At 40.1% G+C, this 21,917-nt stretch carries 18 protein-coding genes; 11 read left to right on the forward strand and 7 right to left on the reverse strand.

The window, feature by feature from the left end; translation table 11 throughout:
• A partial coding sequence (locus D1B33_RS13425; RefSeq protein ID WP_199677419.1) for a cytosine permease occupies positions 1–337 on the forward strand: 337 nt, incomplete at its 5' end.
• A gap of 193 nt (positions 338–530) precedes the next feature.
• On the opposite strand, the gene D1B33_RS13430 is transcribed toward D1B33_RS13425, so the two are convergent.
• On the reverse strand, positions 531–2,186 hold the full coding sequence (locus D1B33_RS13430; protein WP_158582977.1) for a PucR family transcriptional regulator: 1,656 nt from the start codon (positions 2,184–2,186) through the stop codon (positions 531–533).
• Between the two features lie 438 nt (positions 2,187–2,624).
• Here D1B33_RS13430 and D1B33_RS13435 point away from each other — a divergent pair, with 438 nt between their 5' ends.
• The 10 genes from D1B33_RS13435 to D1B33_RS13480 all read left to right on the forward strand — a co-directional run bounded on the left by D1B33_RS13435 (position 2,625) and on the right by D1B33_RS13480 (position 15,262).
• Entirely contained in the window at positions 2,625–3,980 is a 1,356-nt protein-coding gene (locus D1B33_RS13435; RefSeq protein ID WP_233549484.1) for a uracil/xanthine transporter, read from the forward strand.
• A gap of 291 nt (positions 3,981–4,271) precedes the next feature.
• The gene (allC, locus tag D1B33_RS13440; RefSeq protein ID WP_118876919.1) at positions 4,272–5,516 is read left to right on the forward strand and encodes an allantoate deiminase; all 1,245 of its coding nucleotides are present in this window, start codon (positions 4,272–4,274) and stop codon (positions 5,514–5,516) included.
• Between the two features lie 96 nt (positions 5,517–5,612).
• A complete protein-coding gene (gene allE, locus D1B33_RS13445; RefSeq protein ID WP_118876920.1) occupies positions 5,613–6,377 on the forward strand; it encodes a (S)-ureidoglycine aminohydrolase in 765 nt (254 codons plus the stop codon).
• Between the two features lie 24 nt (positions 6,378–6,401).
• Complete coding sequence (gene allD / locus D1B33_RS13450; RefSeq protein ID WP_118876921.1) at positions 6,402–7,454, forward strand: ureidoglycolate dehydrogenase; 1,053 nt, start codon at positions 6,402–6,404, stop codon at positions 7,452–7,454.
• 56 nt (positions 7,455–7,510) lie between these two features.
• Positions 7,511–8,560 carry an ureidoglycolate dehydrogenase gene (gene allD / locus D1B33_RS13455; RefSeq protein ID WP_118876922.1) on the forward strand — a complete coding sequence of 350 codons (1,050 nt, stop codon included), beginning with the start codon at positions 7,511–7,513 and terminating at the stop codon, positions 8,558–8,560.
• Between the two features lie 175 nt (positions 8,561–8,735).
• Positions 8,736–10,481, forward strand: coding sequence for an acyl-CoA synthetase FdrA (gene fdrA, locus D1B33_RS13460; RefSeq protein WP_118876923.1), 1,746 nt, complete (start codon positions 8,736–8,738; stop codon positions 10,479–10,481).
• Positions 10,482–10,548: 67 nt separating this feature from the next.
• On the forward strand, positions 10,549–11,832 hold the full coding sequence (locus tag D1B33_RS13465; RefSeq protein WP_118876924.1) for a YlbE family protein: 1,284 nt from the start codon (positions 10,549–10,551) through the stop codon (positions 11,830–11,832).
• Positions 11,825–12,724, forward strand: coding sequence for an oxamate carbamoyltransferase subunit AllH family protein (locus D1B33_RS13470; protein WP_118876925.1), 900 nt, complete (start codon positions 11,825–11,827; stop codon positions 12,722–12,724). Before D1B33_RS13465 ends, D1B33_RS13470 begins: the two co-directional genes overlap by 8 nt.
• A 28-nt stretch (positions 12,725–12,752) precedes the next feature.
• The gene (arcC, locus tag D1B33_RS13475; RefSeq protein WP_118876926.1) at positions 12,753–13,691 is read left to right on the forward strand and encodes a carbamate kinase; all 939 of its coding nucleotides are present in this window, start codon (positions 12,753–12,755) and stop codon (positions 13,689–13,691) included.
• Between the two features lie 314 nt (positions 13,692–14,005).
• Entirely contained in the window at positions 14,006–15,262 is a 1,257-nt protein-coding gene (locus tag D1B33_RS13480; RefSeq protein ID WP_118876927.1) for a Zn-dependent hydrolase, read from the forward strand.
• A 65-nt stretch (positions 15,263–15,327) separates the two neighbouring features.
• On the opposite strand, the gene D1B33_RS13485 is transcribed toward D1B33_RS13480, so the two are convergent.
• The 6 genes from D1B33_RS13485 to D1B33_RS13510 are packed head-to-tail and all read right to left on the reverse strand — an operon-like array spanning position 15,328 to position 21,794.
• Positions 15,328–16,479 (reverse strand): hypothetical protein, encoded by a 1,152-nt coding sequence (locus D1B33_RS13485; protein ID WP_118876928.1) that lies wholly within the window; start codon positions 16,477–16,479, stop codon positions 15,328–15,330.
• Positions 16,466–17,803 (reverse strand): F390 synthetase-related protein, encoded by a 1,338-nt coding sequence (locus tag D1B33_RS13490; RefSeq protein ID WP_118876929.1) that lies wholly within the window; start codon positions 17,801–17,803, stop codon positions 16,466–16,468. The genes D1B33_RS13485 and D1B33_RS13490 overlap by 14 nt, the downstream gene beginning before the upstream one ends.
• 17 nt (positions 17,804–17,820) lie before the next feature.
• The gene (locus D1B33_RS13495; RefSeq protein ID WP_158582978.1) at positions 17,821–18,654 is read right to left on the reverse strand and encodes an MBL fold metallo-hydrolase; all 834 of its coding nucleotides are present in this window, start codon (positions 18,652–18,654) and stop codon (positions 17,821–17,823) included.
• Positions 18,651–19,646, reverse strand: coding sequence for an NAD-dependent epimerase/dehydratase family protein (locus D1B33_RS13500; protein ID WP_118876931.1), 996 nt, complete (start codon positions 19,644–19,646; stop codon positions 18,651–18,653). Before D1B33_RS13500 ends, D1B33_RS13495 begins: the two co-directional genes overlap by 4 nt.
• Complete coding sequence (locus tag D1B33_RS13505; RefSeq protein ID WP_118876932.1) at positions 19,643–20,806, reverse strand: ATP-grasp domain-containing protein; 1,164 nt, start codon at positions 20,804–20,806, stop codon at positions 19,643–19,645. Before D1B33_RS13505 ends, D1B33_RS13500 begins: the two co-directional genes overlap by 4 nt.
• A complete protein-coding gene (locus D1B33_RS13510) occupies positions 20,796–21,794 on the reverse strand; it encodes a beta-ketoacyl-ACP synthase III (RefSeq protein ID WP_118876933.1) in 999 nt (332 codons plus the stop codon). The genes D1B33_RS13505 and D1B33_RS13510 overlap by 11 nt, the downstream gene beginning before the upstream one ends.
• Positions 21,795–21,917: the final 123 nt, after the last annotated feature.

The raw sequence follows: 21,917 nt of genomic DNA on the forward strand, positions 1-21,917 counted from the left end.
GCTGCTTGTACAAGAGTCATCAGCTCATGGTCTGAATATGTTCGTTCTGATTTATTCCGCATTCTTAGGGCCGGTAATTTCAATTCTTTTAGTTGAATATTATATTTTAAGAAAACAAAAAGTGAATATTTCCGAATTATACAATGATCAAGGTGCTCTTGCCGGATATAATCCAGCAGCTTTGCTAGCGATGTTAATCGGTGCAGCCGCTGCGTTCATTGAGGTAGACCTTGCATGGATTATTGGTTTAGTAGTAGCAGGAATCGCTTACTATCTACTTTCGAAATACGCCTTTAAGGATTCAAGCTTCAAAAAAGGAACGATTTTCGAGAAATAAAATTTAAATTGACAATACCTCATGGAGAATAGAACTCCATGAGGTATTTTTGTGTTCCTTAGGATATGTTGCCTATATAGATAATAAAAGAGTTGTTGGCTCTGCAACAACTCTTTTTATTCTCCACCACTTGCCTTTCGCTGTTTATAAGGAAGTGTGTTTATTTTCAAGATATTCAGCGACAGCCGACCGGTTATTTAAAAGCTTCTTGCTCTTCCAATAGAATAGAACCAATAACGAGTGCAACGCGAACGCGCAACGAGTCAGCCGGGTCGCGGAGAGAACAGTTCAGCAGTTCTTCTATTTTTTCAATTCGATATTTCACAGTGTTTCGATGGACGAATAATTTTCTGGATGTTTCCGAAATTTCACATTGAGCATCCAAGTAAACTTCAATCGTTTTTACTAGTTCCTGCTCTTCTTTTGATTTTGGATAGGCCAAGGATTTTAATGTATTCTCATAGAGGGCTTTTAAGTCTTTGCGAGGAAGAGATTTCAACAATTCTTCCAAATCCTTTGTCTTATAAAATTTCACAAACCCTTTTAAATGATGTTCGTATCCTGTCAATATCGCTTCTACAGCTTGATGATAAACGTTCGGAATCTCTTTAAGGGATGGTGCTGAGTGGCTTACTCCGAAGGAAAGGGTGAAATCTCCATTAAAGTTTGCTTGGGCGTTTTCCAAAAATTGAGTGATTCGATTTATTTCTTCATCCCCATATTTCGGGAACTGTAAAATCATGACGAAGTACTTTCCTTTAGTGAATAAAGTTGCCTCTAAATTTTCATTTATAATTTCATCTTCAAGTTGGTCGTAAACGGTGTTATGCAGCTCTCCTACCTTTTTTTCATAAAGCTGCAACGTTTCATATGTTTCCCCCTGGGCATCGATCGTACATACTACACAAATATTTTCCATGTCTTTTTGAAGACCGTAATAATTCGAGCGATTGAAAATTTCTTCATCGGAATGGATTTTCATTTCAATTAAATCGGAGAAGAAGTTGTTTTTTAACAATCTTGAATTTTCTTCGATTGCTTGCTCTTTTATGATTGTAAATGAAATGACGTTGCCTGCCTGCTCAATTGCCATCTGTGAAGAGGGATAAGGTAGGGTTAGTGAATCGTATATGACAAGCATACTTGGATATTGACGCTTTGTTTGGACAGGGAAAGTCGAAAAGCTTTGATGTTCCCTGGATGGAATGGAAAACGCTGTTCCTTCTCGTGCAGCGGGTAAGTCTTCTTTTACCTTCTGAAGGATTTCCCGTTTAATTTCCTTTGTGGATTCTTTCAAAAAATCATTGCTTTGAGCGATGATTTCCCCCCTGTGATTCAACAGAAGGGCTGGACGTGCCAAAAGGTGGCCTAATTGTTCAAGTAGGGCACCTAAACTGTATCCTTTGATGAGCATGTTTGAAAACTCTTTTTGAACATGCAAGGCATAGTACAGCTGCTCTGCCTTATGGTCATTTAAGTAATTCAAGATATGGCGGGACACTTCACCTAAAGTATGGCTGGTCGGTAAATCAATTATTGGAAATGCAAGTTCATCAGCCAGTAATTTAACTTCAATCGGCAATTGACGAAAGAATCGGCTGATTTTGATGACAAGGCCTGAACAATTTAAATCATGCATTTGTTTGATTAATTCGCAAAAACTCTCCGGATCATCCTTGAACGCATATCCGGTAGTCAGGAGAAGCTGGTTCTCAGTCAAAAAATTGATTACGTCTGGTGTATCGGATATATTAACGGTTTGAACATTTCTTGTTAGACCGCGATGGCCGGCAAGTACAACCGCATCTTTCATTCCTTCCAATATAAATAAATCATTTATGGTTTTCATAATGAATACCCTCTCTAAAAAAGATTCCGTAATTTTGTCTTGTTGCATGATGTCCATTTTACGTTAAAAGTAAACAAAAATCAAAGCATAAATTGGTCATAGTAAACAATGACAATTCAGGTTGAGAACGTTAGACTAGAGTAGTTAAAAGCCAAAAACAAGGGAATACTATTTAAGTGCGAGATGAAATGCAAGGGTTTTCACGCAACTTAAAAAATCCTAATTGGTAACACGGTCGAAAAAAACGGACTACCTTAACTGCTCGCGGATTTCCCTTCATTCTATTCTTCTTCAGCGTAATTTACAGTTACATGTATTGGACAAGAAACCACGGCGCCGCTTTTTCAAATTTCACTGAAGAGATATAGAACATTGGTTATACGGTGCAGCTATGCTAAGTTCTGATATGAGTAGGCCTGTTTATTCATAAAAGAAAAGGTGATTATTATTAACGAGTTATTAAAATCAAGTAACTGGATTTCGGGATTGCAGTGGCTCTTTTTTATTTTTACGAACATAGTAGTCATACCGATCACTGTCGGAGCGGCTTTTGAACTTTCGCCTGGCACAATTGTTAATATGCTTCAGCTTTCCTTTATCGTGACTGGATTGGCATGTATCGTCCAAGCGTTTTTGGGACATAAACGTGCCATCATGGAAGGTCAATCCGGATTGTGGTGGGGAATCATTTTAACCCTATGTAATACGGCCATGGCGCAAGGGATGCCTTTACCTGTTTTGGGAGGCAGTTTAACTGTAGGTATTATCATTACCTCTGTTATTACTTTTTTGATTGGTATTACAGGGCTGGGACCTCATATAGCCAAATTATTTAAACCTGCCGTAATGGGTGTGTTTATGTTTTTATTCGGATGTCAATTGATTGGCATCTTCTTAAAGGGGATGCTGGGAATTCCATTTGGCAACCAGGCAGCTGGTGCGCAAATTAATGTCTCAGTGGCCTTATTATCAATCGTAATCGCAATTGTTGTAATCGTGATCAGTGTAAAGGCACCTGTAAATATCCGACGCTATGCCTTACTCATAGGTATTATCGGGGGATGGATTATTTATGCGCTTATTTTCAAACCGGAAAGTCTTGTCGCTGAAAGTACGTCGTTTGGCCTTGAGCTTTTCCCATTAGGAAAGCCAGCGTGGGACGTTGGAATTATCATTACAACTGTTATAGCAGGATTGTTAAACTCTGCAAATACGTTTGGCGCGTTAAAAGGTACGGAAAGCATGTATGAGGTGGAAACGACTAAAGCAGAATACCGAGCTTCCTTTACGATTACAGGCATTTTCACATTTATAGCGGGGATTTTTGGACTTGTTCCAAACTCACCTTACGTTTCTTCGATTGGCTTCTTAAGCCAAACAGGCATAATCAAAAGAATTCCTTTTGTTCTTGGTGGATTTATGTTTCTAGTAATGGGACTTATTCCGCCCCTTGGACACTTTTTCTCACAACTTCCATTAAGCGTTGGTAGTGCAGCGTTATTTGTTTCATACGTGCTTCTGTTGAATTCTTCCTTGAATTTCTTCAAACAGGTAGAATTCAACACGGTCAATATCTATCGATCTGCTGTTCCATTGTTTGTAGGCGTTGTGGTTATGACCCTGCCTCCTTCTTATTTCACTACCATTCCAAGCGTAATCCGTCCGGTTTTAAGCAGCGGATTATTAGTGGGGATCATTCTGGCACTCCTTTTGGAAAACCTTTTCAAATGGGACAGTTACGGCAACGAAAATAAAGAACAAGTAAAGGTCGAAAAGAACACTATTACCGAATAAGAGGTTTATAGCTAAAGGTTGAGAGGTATCGAGGGATATCTCTACTTCCCTCTAGCTTACTGTTATTCACAGAAGTTATTATCCATTTTGGTTAAAAGAAACAATAAACTTTATCCATATGTGCTAAAGACTATTTTTTCAGCTCCCTTTATAATGGGTGTGGAGCTACAGGCAATATGCAATTGAAGACAATTCAATGCATACTATCCACATGTATTACAAACAATAGTAAGCGTTACCTAAATAAACATTACATAGTGAGGAAAAGGGCGGTGGAAATAGGTGAACGATATGAAAGACATTATACAAAAGCTTGACCTAGCTGAAGAAACAGCGGGCAGACTTGAATGGTTAGCCGAATATGGAAAAGATCCAGAAGGCGGAGTTTCTCGTTTACTCTATACAAAAGAATGGGTTGAAGGCCAACATGCATTAAAAGAATGGATGGAAGCTGAAGGCCTGGAAGCTCGATTTGATGAAATCGGGAATTTATACGGCACGTTAAAAGGAAAAAATACAGATGAAACAGTTTTAACTGGCTCTCATGTGGATACTGTTAAGAATGGTGGCCGCTTTGACGGTGCCTACGGAATTATTGCCGGAATACTAGCATTGAAATACTTGAAAAAACATTTCGGTGAACCACTAAGAAACATTGAAGTGGTTTCGATGGCGGAAGAGGAAGGAAGCCGTTTCCCATACTCATTCTGGGGTTCAAAAAACATTGTCGGGTTGGCAAAACGCGAAGATGTTGAAGATATCAAAGATTTCGACGGTGTTCCATTTGTGGAAGCGATGAATAATGCCGGCTTTGGCTTCAGAGATGAATCAAAGGGTCCGCGTGAAGATCTGAAAGCTTTTGTAGAAGTTCATGTGGAACAAGGAAGCGTTCTGGAAACGGAAAAAATTCCTGTTGCTGTAGTTAACAATATTGTCGGTCAAAGACGGTATACAGTTGAACTAATCGGTGAAGCTAATCATGCGGGTACAACGCCAATGGGTTATCGAAAAGATGCTGTTTTTGCGGCTAGCCAAATGATTCATGAAATTATTTCTATGGCGAGAGAAACCGGTGATCCACTTGTAACAACAGTAGGAAAATTCGAAGCTCAACCTAACATCGTGAATGTTGTGCCGGGAAAAGCTATTTTCACAATTGATGTTCGACACACGGATAAAGAAGCAATCCTTTCTTTCACAGAAAAAATGACAGCAAGAATGCAGGAAATCTCTAAAGAGCATGAAGTTGAAATGAATATTGATCTTTGGATGGATGAAGATCCAGTTCCAATGGATCCAAAAGTCGTTGAGCTTATTGAAAAGCAATGTAGAGAAAACGGCCTGAATTATAAAGTCATGCACAGCGGCGCAGGACATGATTCTCAAATTTTTGCTCCTGTTGTGCCAACTGCCATGCTATTTGTACCAAGCTTAAAAGGAATCAGCCATAACCCGGCTGAATTTACTGAACCAAAAGATGTAGCTGAAGGTGTTAAGGGGCTTATCGGGGCTCTTTATGAACTAGGCTATAAATAATTATGTGAATTGTAAACGCCTTCTTGAAATTGTGTTAATTAGCCAATTGCACAATTGAAATAGAAATAAAATTTTAAGGTAGAGGAGATATTTATTATGGGATATCCAAAAGATTTACTTTCTAGTCGTTCAATTATTAAACATGGTTTATACGCTTTAATCGCACCAGAAGGTTTGGTGAATAATGTAATTCCTGGATTTGAAAACTGCACAATGTCAATTTTGGGCTCTCCGCAATTAGGTGCAACTTTCGTTGATTACATCGTAACAATGCATGAAGGCGGAAAAAATACACAAGGTTATTGCGGACAAGCAGATGTTGAATGCTTTGTTTACGTATTAAGCGGAAAAGTAAAAGCAAAAGCTGATGATCAAGAGTTCATCTTGGGAGAAAGCGGCTACCTATTCTGCCCACCTGGCGTAACAATGTATCTTGAAAACATGGAAGCAGGAGATTCTCGCCTATTCCTTTACAAACAAAAACATAAACCGCTTGAAGGCAAAAAACCTTGGGTAGTTTCAGGACATTCAAACGATATCGAATACAGAGACTATGATGATATGAGCAATGTTCACATCAAAGATTTATTGCCAATGGATCTTGATTTCGATATGAACTTCCACATTTTATCTTTCGACCCTGCAGCGAGCCATCCGTTTATTGAAACGCATTATCAACAACACGGTGCATACCTGCTTTCTGGTGAAGGCATGTATAACCTTGACAACGAATGGATTCCAGTTAAAAAAGGCGATTACATCTTCATGGGCCCATACGTTCATCAAGCGGCTTATGCTGTTGGAAGAGAACCATTAACTTATGTTTATTCTAAAGACTGCAATCGTGACCCAGAACTATAATTTTGCAATTTAAGAGGTGTCAATATGAGAATTACAAGAGACGAGTTAAAAAGTCTTATCAAAACTAAACTTAATAAGGCTGGACTTTCAGAAGACCATGCCGACCAAGCAGCAGAAGTACTCGTTTTTGCGGACGAAAGAGGAATCCATTCCCACGGCGCAATGCGTGTAGAATATTATGCTGAGAGAATCGCTAAAGGCGGGATGAATACAAACCCTGACTTTAAATTTGAGAAAACAGGCCCTAGTTCGGGAATTTTCCATGCTGATGGCGGAAACGGCCATACAGCTGCCAAATTAGCAATGGACGAGGCAATTAAAATGGCAAAAGAAAGTGGTATTGCCATTGTTGGAGTAAGAGACATGTCCCATAGTGGTGCAATTTCTTACTTTACTCATCAAGCAGCGGAAGCAGATTTGATTGGGCTTACAGTTTGCCAATCCGACCCAATGGTTGTTCCATTTGGTGGAGCAGAGCCTTACTATGGTACAAATCCAATTGCTTTTGCAGCACCAAGCACGGAAAAGGGTAAATATATCACACTTGATATGGCAACAACTGTTCAAGCTTGGGGGAAAATCCTCCATGCACGATCCAAAAATGAATCCATTCCAGATACATGGGCTGTTGACAAAAATGGAGAACCAACAACAGATCCATTCAGCGTAAATGCACTATTGCCAATTTCTGGGCCAAAAGGTTACGGGCTTATGATGATGGTTGATGTGTTATCTGGGATTTTGCTTGGACTTCCATTTGGAAACAAAGTATCTTCCATGTACGAAGATTTAACTGCGTACCGTAAATTAGGCCAACTTCACATCGTTATTAATCCGGAATTCTTCGGCAGCATTAACCGCTTTAAGCAAGATATTTCTCAAACGATGGAAGATTTAAATGGAATCAAACCTGCAACAGGTTTCGACAAGGTATTGTATCCTGGTCAAAACAATGATGTTGTAATCGAAGAATATAAGCAAAATGGCATTGAAATTGTTGATGACATTGTTGAATATCTACGTTCCGATGTGGTTCATAACAATCAATATGACCATAAAGACCCATTTGCCAAGTAATGTCAATGACATTCAGATAAGTAGGACAAGGGTTCATTCACAAGGGGTGACTACGGATGAGAGTATCAAAAGAACAATTGCATAATTTAATCAAAACTAAGATTCACAAGGCTGGTTTGACTGAAGAACACGCGAGTGGAGTGGCAGATGTCCTTGTACATGCAGATGCAAGAGGTGTGCACTCTCATGGTGCAATGCGAGTTGAGTATTATGCTGAACGAATTGCAAAAGGCGGACTGAACAGCAAACCTGAGTTCAAGTTCGAAAAAACAGGACCATGCACGGGTATATTTCACGGCGATAACGCAGTAGGTCACGTAGCAGCGAAACTTGCGATGGATGAAGCAATCAAAATGGCCAAGGAAAACGGCATTGCCGTAGTAGGCGTAAGCAGAATTGGACATAGCGGAGCTCTTTCCTATTTTGTACAGCAAGCGGCTGATGCGGATTTAGTTGGTATTTCCGTATGTCAATCCGATCCAATGGTTGTTCCATTCGGCGGGGCAGAACCTTATTATGGGACAAACCCAATTGCGTTTGCTGCGCCAGGCAAAGACGGCAAGCATATTACGTTTGATATGGCAACTACGGTACAAGCTTGGGGCAAAATCCTCCATGCTAGATCGAAGAATGAACCGATTCCTGAAACGTGGGCTGTTGACAGCAACGGGGAATCAACAACTGATCCATTCAAAGTAAATGCCTTGCTGCCAATTTCCGGACCAAAAGGTTATGGGCTAATGATGATGGTAGACGTACTTTCCGGCATTCTGTTGGGATTGCCATTTGGAAACAAGGTATCATCGATGTACCATGATTTGACTGAATACCGGAATTTAGGCCAACTTCATATTGTGATCAATCCGGAATTCTTTGCTGGACTTGCTCCATTCAAAGAAGCCATTGCTGAAACAATGCAAGATTTGAATAACATTAAACCTGCTTCGGGATATAGCCAAGTTTACTATCCAGGGCAAAGAAGTGCTGAAAGAGAAGAAGCATATGAAAGAGACGGCATTGAAATTGTCGATGATATTTATGAATATTTAATCTCTGATGTTATTCATAACAATGCTTATGATCATAAAAGTCCTTTTGCAAAATAATAATTTAAATGCTGTACGAATGGGCGGCTTAAACATAGTCGCCCCTTTTAATGAAGTACAGTGATTAGAAAATGTTACGACTTTCAAAATTTATAATTTTCCAATAATCGATAGATGTGAATGTTGTACAAGTCATTCCAAGGTATACAAAAAAGAAGAAGAGGTGCGTTTAAACATGCTTTATACAATTGTCAAACAGAACTCCTACCAGGATTCAGTTAACTTAATGCTTCTTACGAATAAAATCTCGACTATGGAAGGCATTAACAAAGTTCAAGTTATGATGGGAACTCCTGCGAATAAAGATATCTTCAAGGGAGCTGGATTATATACAGATGAGCTTGAAGGTGCTGCTTCAAACGATATGTGTATCGTTGTTGACACTGATTCAGAAGAATTGATCCAAGCGGTTCTTGATGAAGTAGACAACTACTTAAACAACCAAGCACTATCCAGCAGTAAAGAAGCTTTCGAAACTGTTCGTTCATGGGATAAAGCAACGGCTGCATTACCAGGTGCTAACCTTGCAATTATCTCTACACCAGGCCAATATGCGGCTGAAGAAGCTGAAAAAGCAATTGACCGTGATATGCACGTTCTAATTTTCAGTGACAACGTAGCTGTTGAAGACGAGCGCCGCATTAAAGAAAAAGCGCATGAAAAAGGTCTCCTAGTAATGGGTCCTGACTGTGGAACAGCAGTAGTTTCTGGCGTTCCTCTTGCTTTCGCGAACGTTATGAAAACAGGAAAAATTGGTGTAATCGGAGCTTCCGGTACAGGTATTCAAGAAGTTACAACTGAAATTGACCGTTTAGGCGCTGGAATCAGCCATGCAATCGGTACTGGCGGCCGTGACCTTTCTGAAAAAGTCGGTGCGATCACAATGCTTGATGGAATTAAGGCTTTAGCACAAAACAGCCAAACAGAAGTCATCACATTGATTTCTAAGCCACCTGCAAAAGAAGTTCGTGACCAAGTTGTTCAATTGCTTCAAAGCCTTTCAAAACCAGTTGTTGCGATTTTCCTTGGGGAAGAGCCGCATAACCATGAAGGCAATGTTTATTATGCAAACACATTAGAAGAAACAGCTGCAATCGCTGTTGATTTGGTTAAAGGCAACCCAATCAAATCAAACTACAACACATTGCAAGGTGATGTACCTGCTGTAGAGTTAAAACCTGAGCAAAAAACAATCAAAGGTCTATATTCAGGCGGTACATTAGGTTACGAAGCAGCTACTTTAATCAGTAGAGGCATTAACTTTGATAACTCTGGCGACCATGCGGAAGGTTACCTTCTAAATGCGAACGGATTTGAAGTGATCGACCTTGGTGATGATATTTATACACAAGGTAAGCCACACCCAATGATCGACCCAGAAACTCGTATTCAATACTTCCAAAAAGCAGCACAAGATGAATCAACTGCAATCATCCTGTTTGATGTTGTTCTTGGATATGGTTCTCATGAAGATATGGCGAGCGCGCTTATCCCTGGCATCGAAAAAATCCAAAAAGAAGCACAAGCAAATGGCAAAAACATTTACTTCGTAGCAACTGTATGTGGTACTGACCAAGATCCACAAGGCATTGACGACCAAAAAGCGAAGTTGGCAAAAGCAGGCGTTATCCTGCGTGACAGCAATAACCAAGCGGTTCTAACTGCATTGGCAATGCTTGATATCACAATTGCGGAAGTACAAAAAGAAGTAGTTCCTGCAAAAGAAACTGCAACAGCTGAAATTACAGTTTCAGAAGCAATCCAAAAATTATTAACTGAAAAACCAAACGTAGTTAACGTTGGATTAAAGAAATTCACGGAAGCAATTACTGCTAACGGCGGAAGAGTTGTTCAGTATGACTGGCGTCCAGTTGCTGGCGGCAACCCAAGAATGCGTAAAGTTTTAAGTGTTCTTCGCTAATCGAAAGAATTTAAAAATTTAAGGTCATCGAATGGCACGACCAATGAATGTTCAGGAGGAAAGCATAATGTACGGACAATTTAAAACAATTGATGAAGCAAACAGAGCGGTAATCGATAAAGTTGTATCAGGCTCACCATTTTTAGTGGATGTTGTTCCAGCTAAATCTGTTATCGAAGAATTAAACGGTAAAGCATTACTTCATGCAGGACCACCTATTAAATGGGAAAACATGACAAGCCCAATGCAAGGTTCTTGTATTGGAGCTGCATTATTCGAAGGTTGGGCATCCAACGCTGATGAAGCTAGAACAATGCTTGAAAACGGAGAAGTGGAATTCATTCCATGTCACCACGTAAACGCAGTTGGACCGATGGGTGGTATTACATCCGGAAACATGCCGGTTCTTGTAGCGGAAAATCGTGATGGCGGAAATTTCGCATATTGCACAATGAATGAAGGTATCGGTGCGGTTCTTCGTTTCGGTGCTTACTCTGATGAAGTAATCAACCGTCTTGGATGGTTCAGAGATGTACTTGGCCCAACACTTTCTAAAGCAATTAAAGTGAAAGGCGACGGCCTTAACGTAAACGTTATGATGGCAAAAGCAATCACAATGGGTGACGAGTTCCACCAACGTAACATTGCTGGTTCACTTATTTTCCTAAAAGAAATCACTCCGTTCATTTTACAAACGGACGTAGATGACAAAGACAAGCAAGATGTTATTCAATTCTTGGCTGATACAGATCAGTACTTCTTGAACATTGCAATGGCTTCAACGAAAGCTGTAATGGATTCAGCAAGACAAATCCAACATGGTACAGTTGTAACAGCAATGTGCCGTAACGGACATGAATTCGGAATCCGTATTGCTGGTATGGGTGACCAATGGTTTACTGCTCCAGTTAATACACCACAAGGTTTATTCTTTACAGGCTATGATCAAGATATGGCTTGTCCTGATATGGGTGACAGTGCAATCACTGAAACATTCGGTGTCGGTGGTTTTGCAATGATCGCTGCTCCTGGTGTAACACGTTTCGTAGGTGCTGGCGGTATGGACGATGCCGTTTCAACAAGTAACGACATGATGGAAATCTGTATCGACCATAACCCGAACTTCTCTATTCCTACTTGGGACTTCAAAGGTTCTTGCTTAGGAATTGACGCAAGAAAAGTTGTTGAAACTGGAATCGAGCCAGTAATCAACACAGGTATTGCACACAAAGAAGCTGGTGTCGGCCAAATCGGTGCTGGTACAGTTCGTGCTCCATTAGCTTGCTTCGAAAAAGCGATTGATGCATACGCTGTGAAACTAGGTCTAATTGAACCTGCGGTAAATGAATAATTTGACTCTTTTTGGAGAGGGCTATAGCTATCTAGTTCCTCTCCTTCTTAATAAAAGCGGAAATGGATTTATTCATAGCCGTTTTGCCAATGGCTTTAATATTAAGCTCGGAGACTCTCTCGTCTTTATTGGAACGAACAAAAACGGTCTGCTTCCATTTGGGATACACCTTGGAGAAGCTGAGACTAGAACTGCGGTTTCCTCTGTAAATAATAGTGATTCGGCAGTATGGAATCAAAAAACGAATTCCCTCGAATTTCAAACATTTACAATTAGCTTGGAAAAAGCCAAACAATATAAAACGGTATTAACAAAGCTGAAAAGCGAACAAGTTTTTGATAGAAGTTTTGAACTGTTTTATTCTCATTTAAAAACCATAAATGAACAAACCGGTTTAGACGTTTCAATTCGTGATTTTATTGATAAGTTTCAGGCAGATTGTGAACAAAATTGGCTTGGTGTTGAATCTTATTTGATCATGTTGATAAAAGCCGCCAAAACAAGTGATGAGTTGTTAATGGACAAAGCTCTCCGATACTTTCTTGGGAGAGGAAATGGCTTAACTCCATCAGGAGATGATATGATTGTAGGACTGCTTGCTTTTGATGCCGTTTCAGGTTTTCTATCCACTCGGTTTTACGAAAAGCTTTCTGAACTCATTGAAGGTGAATCGATTACGACAGATGTGGCAAAAGAATACTTGCGATATGCACTAAAACAAGAATACAGCTCGACAGTTTCGGATATGGTCAATGCGCTTGCCAGCGGAAATGATTCCAACTTCAAGCAAGTTTTTCGGAACTTGCTGGGCGTTGGACACAGTTCAGGGCTTGATACGTTAATGGGAATTCTAATTGGAATGATCACTTCTAAAACAACTACAAATAATTAGACTTACAACAAGATTAAGGAGTGTTTATATGAGTAAAGTCGTTCTAGCGATTGGCGGTAACGCAATCATCAAAGAAGGTCAAAAAGGTACAATTGAAGAGCAACGTGAAAACCTTGTGGAAAGCTCTAAACCTGTTCTAGACTTAATGGAACAAGGTCATACAGTTGTTATTACACACGGAAACGGACCACAAGTTGGTAATACATTAATTAGAGGGGAAATGGCGAAATCAGTTATTCCAGAGTATCCTTTAGATGTATATGGTGCTGAAACTCAAGGTAACTTAGGTTATTTAATTCAACAAATCTTTAAAAACGAAATGACTTCACGCAATATTAACAAAACAATTGCTACAGTTGTAACGCAATCAGTTGTTTCTAAAGAAGATCCAGCATTCGAAAACCCAACAAAACCAATTGGGCCATTTTATTCAAAAGAAGAAATGGAAAAAATTACAGCTGAGCAAAACCTGACATTTGTTGAGGATGCTGGTCGCGGATACCGTCGTGTTGTTGCATCTCCAAAACCAGTTCGTATTGTAGAAAAAGAAGCAATCGAAACTTTACTTAACAATGGTATTTCAGTTGTTTCTACTGGTGGCGGTGGTATCCCTGTCATCGAAAACGAAGGGAAAATCGAAGGAATCGAAGCTGTAATCGATAAAGACTTCGCAAGTGCTTTACTTGCTGCTGATATCAATGCAGATTTCCTATTCATTTTAACTGGTGTAGAACAAGTTGCGATCAACTTCGGTAAACCAAATCAACAAAACCTTTTAGAAATGACAATTGATGATGCGCTTCGCTATTTAGAGGAAGGACAATTCCCGAAAGGAAGCATGGGTCCTAAAATCGAAGCAGCGATTTTATTCCTGCAAAAAGGCGGAAAAAATGTCATCATCACTTCCATGGATAAACTTCAAGATGCGCTTGAAGGAAAAACTGGTACTCGTATTGTAAATAACTAAGAATTATTAGATTGCCCTATCACTGATCTATTAATCATATCAAGAGGCTGGTGCCGCTCCTTATTAAAGGTTGCGGCATCAGTGCTTTTGTGTTTTTAGCGTTTTTTAGGATTCTTGAGCAAATCATTCAGTTCTTGATTTATCATCATTGTCCCCACATCTATACATACTACATATTGTTATATTAGCAGCCAGAAATATATCCGGAAAATCAATAGAATGGCTAAGCTCACATTTAAAATATCAGAATTAAAAGATTATAATCTTCAAAACTTGTATAATAATGACATAACGATAAGGCAGGAGATGTCTATATGGATCGTAAGGAACGGTATCAACTACTTTTTGATAAAATCAGTCAATATAACTCAGGTGAAAAAGGAATCACGAGGGTAGCATATACAAATGAAGAGCAGGCTTGTACACAAGCTTTTATGCGTATGTGTAAAGCAGAGGGATTGGATATCCGGATGGACCAGTGCGGAAACGTCATAGCAAGAAGAGAAGGCAGAATAAAAGGGCTTCCGCCTGTGTTAATGGGATCTCATTTGGATACGGTTTATCAAGGCGGCAAATATGACGGAACAGTCGGTGTTACCGCCGCGCTGGAAGTTGTGAAAAGGCTCAACGAAAAGGGAATCGAAACCGATCATCCCATCGAAGTCATTTCATTTGCCTGTGAAGAATCTTCCCGTTTTGGTGTATCAACCTTGGGAAGTAAAGCGATGGCCGGTTCATTTGATAAGGAGAAGGTTAGATATTTAAAGGACCGTAATGGCGTAACATTGGAAGAGGCGCTTTCTTTGTGCGCATTTGAAATTGATAGCGTCCATCAAGCAAGCAGGGAAGATGAAAATATAAAGGCCTTTTTCGAATTGCATATAGAGCAAGGTCCAGTACTGGAAAACGAAAATAAAAAGATTGGCATTGTTACCGGCATAGCAGCTCCCGTCAGATTTTCCATAAAAATAGCAGGAACCCCTTCACATTCCGGCACAACTCCGATGAATATGAGGAAAGACGCTCTTCTAGGTGCATCTGAAATAGCACTGGAACTGGAAAAGGTCGCTTTAAGCGAGCAAAGCTGCGGAACGGTCGCTACTGTTGGAGTCCTTGATATTCAAGCGGGTGCGATGAACGTAGTTCCTGGTGAAGTGGAAATCAAGGTTGATATTCGGGGGACTTCAGTCGACTCAAGACAGCGGGTGTTGGACCATCTTAAACGAACAATCGAATTGGTTGAACGAACTAGAAATCTGGAAATCATCAGCCAGGAAATAATTTCCGAGGAACCGGTATTGTTATCCGCTGAAATTATTGAGACGATGGAAACAATTTGCAAAGAGCAGGATATTCCCTACAAAATGATGCCGAGTGGAGCTGGACATGATGCCATGAACATGGTAAAGCTATGCCCTACTGGACTGATTTTTGTTCCTTCTGTTGATGGTCTCAGCCACCATCCGGAAGAACATACCGATTTGGATGATCTATTAATAGGCATTGATGTATTGGAGCAAATCGTCATTCATTATTCCAAAATGGATTCGAAGATCAAGGAAAACGTTTAATCGCCTGTAACGAGGCAAATTGGCTTGGAGAGTGGCATTTAAAATGCCATTCTCCTTTTTTTAACCTATAACTCCAATTTCTCAACTAAAGGAATGCCAATTTTCATAAGCAGGAAAGAGAGGGTTTTCCAAAATAGCCTCTTGCTAAAAGGCAAGTGGTTCACATATAAGGCGGTATATTCAGGGGTTCCTTCGCCGCTTCTTGCTTTTTTGAATTGTCCGGCTCCCGCGCTTTGGTGATATAAAAAGCCGTTTTCAAGTGCCAGCTTTGTGTTTAAGTGCCTTAATGCCCGATAGAGCTGATATTGCGGGAACAATGAAAGGTTGTAGCCATAAATTGGGTTCGTCATCATACCCGATACCACGAAAGTACCGGAAACGGCCTCCAATTGCCCGTTTATTTTCACACCCTGAAAAATTAACAAGTCATCCTTCAGCATTTTTTCTATAAATTGCTCCGTAAATTGAGGATTCAAAGCCGAATACTTGTCTATGTATAATTGATGATAAAGCTCGACAATGCGCCCAATATCTGCATAATTAAAATCTTCATGAGAGATAACCTTCATATCATCCGTTATACACTTTTCATCCTGCTTCCGATTTTTTCTCTCTTTTTTCGTTGGCGAATTTAATCGATCAACCGTTGAAATGTAGATATACCGGCTAGGCAGCAGATGAAACCCTTCTTTTTGGAAAGCCTTCATCATGCCCCCATGGCAAATCTCATTTATTGAACGAAAACCCAGTTGGTGCGCTGGATAGTGTTTCAACAGCAGCTCTTTTATTAAAAGGATTTCTCCCGATGTTAAGGGCAAAATTAAATTGGTAGATAAGCAATAATTGTTGATATAAACAATTTTATTGATTTCCATTTTTTTCGCTAACATGCCGATACCATCAAGAAGAATTTTTAATAACATTCTTAATGGTTTGGGAGAAACAAAGCGCAATTCTTCCTTGGCGTAGGAAATGTAATGAGTATACGGGGAGCAAACATAGGAGTTTTGGTAAGCCTCATCATTTACCGTGCAAGGAATTAACTTGCGCCCGATGCCGACAAAAATCACTTCTGTTTCCACGTTTTGAATATAAGCGCCCGTATTTTCGATAAACTCCTCAAAATATGCTTTTAAAAAAGAACCATTTTCATAGTAATGCCAGTCAAGCTCGTGCATATTCTCTTGGTTGAAAAGAATTGATTTATGAGTTTGCATTTTTCATATCCTCTGTAATGGGCATTTTATTTTCAATTCGCTTTTGTTTCGCTAAGCGATCTTTTTCTTCGTATGGAGCGAAAGTGATGCGTGGGCATTGAACGGTTTGCTGCAAATAGGACAGTAAATTGGATGCTATCTTCTGTTCGGTTTCCCTTCTTCTCTCTTCATCTACAACCAGAATTTGAACTTCGATTCGATCTATGGTGTGTTGAATCACTTTGTACTCTTTTATGTTGTCTGAGGCCGTGATGCAAGCGCGTCTTATAAAGTCAGGAAAGATATACTCTAAGTCATCTTGCTCTTTATTGTAAAAGATAAAAAAGTCATCCATACGTCCTTCAATTTGTTCGATGGCCAGCATTGGAGAGCCGCACGGACAAGGCTCGGATTTCAACGTTAATATATCATTCATCCGATAACGAACAATAGGCTGGGTGCGTCTTCTGAAATCGGTAATAATCGGGTAGAATTTTGTTTTTTCATCATTCAAATATTCTTTTTCGATATAAACGAGATCTTCGTTTAAATGAATGGTGCCGTGGGAGCACGAACACCCCAAAAATCCCTCTGTACATTGATAAACCTGGTGAATCTTCTGTTGGAAAATCGTTTCGATGTATACCTCATCCAAAGGATCCAGCACTTCAGCCATTGTGATGATTTTGATGGGCCGGATGTTTAGTCGATTTGCCTCAATAGCCTCTGTAATGCGCCTCATCATGGAAGGAGGCGCCGCTAAAATGGTTGGCTGGTATTGTTCCAATCTTTTGATCTGAATATCATAGTGATTGAGCAAATCGAAGAAGGCAAATTCAATTTTTTTGTTTTCAACAGATTCATATAAATTGCTGTTTGCACGCAGAAAAAATGCGATTTTCTCTTTGTTGCTAAATCCATTCGGCAACAGTTTTGCTAAAATGGTCCCCGCCCATGCGGCTTGTTCTTGTTCCGAAACCAGGAAAATGCCTCTGCTGCCTGATGTTCCAGAAGACAAACCTACTGTTGCGTTACTGATAGTGGGAGAGAAATCACGGTTTTCTTCTGCAGCAAGCGCAACTTTGTATGCCTCTTCTTTTGATACCCCTCTTGTGTTTAATGCATCGAAGTTATCCATCATCATTTGCTTGTCCATAAAAGGATATTGAGTTAAATCCGATATGTTGCCAATATTCAACTGTCGATAATAGGGAGAATGATTGGCAATCCAGGTGAGATTCTTTTGCAAATGCTTGTTCTGCCACCTGCGAAAGCGCTGTGGAGAATACTTTTGAATTCTTTTTACTCGCAGGTAGTTCTGCAGGATTGTCGCTATTTTAATCATTTGGTACCTCTTTTGCTTTATAAAATTTCTTCACAATGGGTAGGGATGATCTTTATTTCTTTCGCCATTGAATGCAAACGTACTATCTTTTCGAAGTTTTTTTTGTATTCTTTTGGGTCGTCCATTATAAGGAAGGCTAGTTTGCTGGGAGGCCTGTTTTCCCGGTAAGCCGCACTTCTCCAAACAGCATCCGCCACTAAAAAAATGGTTTGTTGCTTCTCATCCTGAAAAATCAATCCATATTGGCCTTTTGCATGGCCCGATAAATTAATCGCAAAGCAACTGCGGTCTCCCCATAGGTCGTATAGAGGCTTTTCAAAGACTTCCGATATGACCTCGAAAGGAGGGTGCTCCATCCCGGCAATTTGCATATCTTCTATGAAAATTGCTCTTTCCTCAAAATCATGGGGCAGTAGATTCGGGATATAGGCAGCCATGACGGCTCTTATGCCCTGTTTGTTTTTCACGGAATCGTACGCTTCTTTTGAACAGATGAACGTGCTGTTCGGGAAGTCTTTTAATCCGCACATATGATCCGCATGAAAATGGCTCAAGAAAATATACTGGATCTCTTCTTCTCGAATATTTTCTTGCTGCAGCTGTTCTACAATACTTTCGTTTTCCTTTACATAGACGGGTGTGATTTTAGCATACAAAGAGAATGGAAGCTTTTTTGTTTCTTCATAAAAAGCGCGGGTATAGCCTGTGTCAAACAAAATATACCCTTTATCTGGATGTTTTAATAATGCCGCCGTTGCCGGAAATTTCATTTCAGAAGAAGGTGCGCCTTTTAAAGCTGCTTTTGCATTATGCGTACAATATCCGGCTTGGAATAGTTTATATGAAATCATTTTGTTGAATTCCACCATTCTGCAAATCGATTAATGCCCTCGTCTATCGAAATGCGCGGTTGGTAGCCCAACTCCGTTTTTGCCGCATCGATATTCAACGTTTGGGAATGTGATAGTACTGTCACGGTGTACGGTGTGATGATGGGTTCTTTTTTAATGCCAAACAATCGATGCGTTTTTTCCAACATACTGGCAATGCACAAAATTCTTTCATATTTGATTTCTCTTTTTCTCATGGTCTCATTAAGCACGAGAAAAACCTTTTCTAAAATATCGCCCAGATACATAGGCTCGCCATTTGTGATGTTATATTTCCGTCCCAAGGTAGGCATCTCCGAAGAAAGGCAAAGGAAAAGTGCATCGACAACATTTTCAACGTATGTAATATCCGTAAGCACTTTTCCTCCATTAATAAAAGGAATCCCGGATTTTTCATTTGCCTTGATTAGTCTCGGAATAATGGCATTATCGCCTGGCCCAAATAAAGCGCGGGGTCTAATCGTGATGGCAGGCAACCCTTTCTTGAAAGCTTCATCTACCACTTCTTCGGCTATTCTTTTTGTTTCGGCATAATAGTTAATGGCGGGAGCTGGCAGAATGTTATCTTCCTTTAAATTTATTTTTGTTCGCTCATGCAGATTAAAATAAATGCTGGGTGTAGAAACATGGACAAATCGTTTTACATTGGAAAAGAGGGCGGCATCCACCAGGTTTTGTGTGCCAACGACATTTGCATTATAAAAGTCCGCGTAATTTCCCCAAACAGAAGAAAGGGCAGCGCAATGAATGACATAATCCTGATTTTTCATTGCTCTCGAAATCCCATCTCGATCTTCCAAAGAAACTTTTACAAATTTCACCTCTTTGGGAAACGCATCTCCGATTGCCTGGTTGCGTCCTAAAGCAGTCACTTGAAACCCTTCAGAAACGAGCCTTTTCACAACATGCTGCCCCAAAAAGCCCGTTGCACCCGTTACTGCTATTGTACTCATTGCTGATCATCCTTTCTGCCGTTCCATTCGATATCCAACGTACTCATGTGATAGGTTGATAGGTTGTGCTTTTTAGCTTCTTTTAATAAATAGAAGAAGCTGGCTATTTGGTCAAAGAATACTTTCTTATCTTTTGGATTCCATACAATATCCCTGGCTTTCTTCATTTTACGGAGTTGCCGAAAGGGATTTTTGGACAGCAATGTTTGCAGCATGACCAACCCCAGCATTGTCGTTTCTGATCCGATAGAGTAGGAATCGGAAGTCTTTGCATGCTTTTTAACAGGAAACAGACAAATGCCGCTGGTGGTTCTTGGATTGCATTCAATCGGATAAAATTCACCCTTGTCCGTCATGATGACATCAAAAGCAATTTGTCCGGTATAGTTGAATTCTTTGATATAGCATGCTACAAATTCCTCCAATCGGCGATTTGAAAAAGGCTCGAAATAAATCGTGGCGCCGAGCCCTACCTGATCGTTGGATGGATAAGCGCTGTAATAGTTCATTTGCCCATTATCTGCAATGGCATATGTGCATAGTTGCCGTCCTTCTATTTTTTCCTGAACAACCCAGAGATTTTTATTTAAAAGGAGAAAATCAATCATTTCGCCGCCTTTTTTATAAACAACTTCCGTTCCAAATCTTGAATAGGCGGGCTTGCATACATACTCCATTTTTAAAGAAATCCGGCTCTTCTCCAGAATGTGTGACAACTCTGTTTTAGAGCTGGTTTTTGTTGTATCAACCACTATTGTAGACGGGATTCTAATCCATTCGCTACTCACTTTCTTCAGCGTTTCGATAAATAACCCTTTATGATGAAATGCATTTATTTTTTCCAACGGCTCGCAAAATACGCGGCAATAGTTGGATAGCTGCTCATATCCAAAACTAATATGAAAGATTTCTTCGCAAGTAGGGATGAGCAAATCTATGTTGTTCGATCTAATAATATCAATTAAATCCTGGATAAAGGCATGCCGATTTTCATTGGGCGCGGGGACATGAAAGTTTTTTTCGAAAAGATTGGAGCGCATACATAAATGCTTTGGCAAACTTTCGGCCATAAATAAGGTATGTCCCTGCTCTTTCAATAAACGGGCAAAGTAATAAGTGGCAGGGGCACGCCCGCCTGTGAGCAGAATATTAATACTCAAACACAACCCCTCCGATTGAAAGCCCTGCAGATGTCCCCAATAGCATTACTTTGCTTCCGCGCTGGATTTTCTTTTGCAAGATGGCTTCATGCAAAGCCATTGGAATGCTTGATGCAATTGTATTGCCATGATGGTGGAGTATATCCATAAACTTGGCTTCTTCAATTCCTAATTTTTTTCTTAAAATTCTCATTGCCATCCCGCTTGCCTGATGCGGCACAACCAAGTCGATTTCGTTCAAGGTGCAATGGGAGTATGACAGTAATTTTTCCATGAAGGGGTGTATGTGTTTTGAAGATAATTTAAAAACGGCTTTTCCGTTCATATCAAATAAATAATCTGTATACTTTGCATTTGGATTATTCGGATGCAGTTTTGTACCGCCGCCCCTGATTTCGGTAAAGTGAGCTCCTTCACTGAATGTCTCCATATGGCCAGCCAAAATATTGGAAGATTCATTTTCCGGGGTTTTGGTCAAAACGGCTGCAGCAGCGCCGTCTCCAAATAATATCGCACTTTCTTTGGCTTCCCAATTCAATCCTGCCGACGCCACTTCACTGGAGACAAGCAGGACATTGCTGTATCTTCCGCTATGTATTAAATAAGAGATTGTATCAAGGCCTGTCACAAAACTTAGACAGGTAGAGTTAATATCAAAACAGGGAATTTGGGAGTTGCTTAATCCTAATTGCTTTTGAACCAAGCTTGCGTTGCATGGAATCGGCTGCTGCATTGTGCCGCTTACGCTCACGATACAATCAATCTCTTCTTTTTGAAGGCCGGAAGCGTTAATCGCCTCGATGGCCGCATAAGCCGCCATTTCTGAAGCTGTTTCGTTGTCGATAAAAGAGCGCATCTTTACACCTGATTTTTGCTCTACCCATCCTGGCTTTACGCCCAATACTAGATCCAATTCATTTGAGTGTATTTTTTTGGAAGGCAAATATTTGCCCGTCCCCACTATTTTCACATTTCTAACCTGAGTCATGCTTTTCCGCCTTTCGATCACCTAATAAAGTTAAGGTGAGTTTACTCTACAAATCTTGCTGAGTAAACTTTATTTTGTTGCAAAAAAATTTTTTATTTACTTTTTCTGTACTCGGGAGTATGA

Origin of the sequence: Ureibacillus yapensis, assembly GCF_003515775.1 — a bacterium.
GTDB lineage: Bacteria > Bacillota > Bacilli > Bacillales_A > Planococcaceae > Ureibacillus > Ureibacillus yapensis.

Coding starts and splice junctions, on each gene's coding strand:
- D1B33_RS13500 (WP_118876931.1), bottom strand. CDS start 19,646: ATGAGTACAATAGCAGTAACGGGTGCAACGGGCTTTTTGGGGCAGCAT.
- D1B33_RS13495 (WP_158582978.1), bottom strand. CDS start 18,654: ATGATTTCATATAAACTATTCCAAGCCGGATATTGTACGCATAATGCA.
- D1B33_RS13485 (WP_118876928.1), bottom strand. CDS start 16,479: ATGCAAACTCATAAATCAATTCTTTTCAACCAAGAGAATATGCACGAG.
- D1B33_RS13470 (WP_118876925.1), top strand. CDS start 11,825: ATGAATAATTTGACTCTTTTTGGAGAGGGCTATAGCTATCTAGTTCCT.
- D1B33_RS13510 (WP_118876933.1), bottom strand. CDS start 21,794: ATGACTCAGGTTAGAAATGTGAAAATAGTGGGGACGGGCAAATATTTG.
- allD (WP_118876921.1), top strand. CDS start 6,402: ATGAGAATTACAAGAGACGAGTTAAAAAGTCTTATCAAAACTAAACTT.
- arcC (WP_118876926.1), top strand. CDS start 12,753: ATGAGTAAAGTCGTTCTAGCGATTGGCGGTAACGCAATCATCAAAGAA.
- allC (WP_118876919.1), top strand. CDS start 4,272: ATGAAAGACATTATACAAAAGCTTGACCTAGCTGAAGAAACAGCGGGC.
- D1B33_RS13480 (WP_118876927.1), top strand. CDS start 14,006: ATGGATCGTAAGGAACGGTATCAACTACTTTTTGATAAAATCAGTCAA.
- allE (WP_118876920.1), top strand. CDS start 5,613: ATGGGATATCCAAAAGATTTACTTTCTAGTCGTTCAATTATTAAACAT.
- D1B33_RS13430 (WP_158582977.1), bottom strand. CDS start 2,186: ATGAAAACCATAAATGATTTATTTATATTGGAAGGAATGAAAGATGCG.
- D1B33_RS13465 (WP_118876924.1), top strand. CDS start 10,549: ATGTACGGACAATTTAAAACAATTGATGAAGCAAACAGAGCGGTAATC.
- allD (WP_118876922.1), top strand. CDS start 7,511: ATGAGAGTATCAAAAGAACAATTGCATAATTTAATCAAAACTAAGATT.
- D1B33_RS13490 (WP_118876929.1), bottom strand. CDS start 17,803: ATGATTAAAATAGCGACAATCCTGCAGAACTACCTGCGAGTAAAAAGA.
- fdrA (WP_118876923.1), top strand. CDS start 8,736: ATGCTTTATACAATTGTCAAACAGAACTCCTACCAGGATTCAGTTAAC.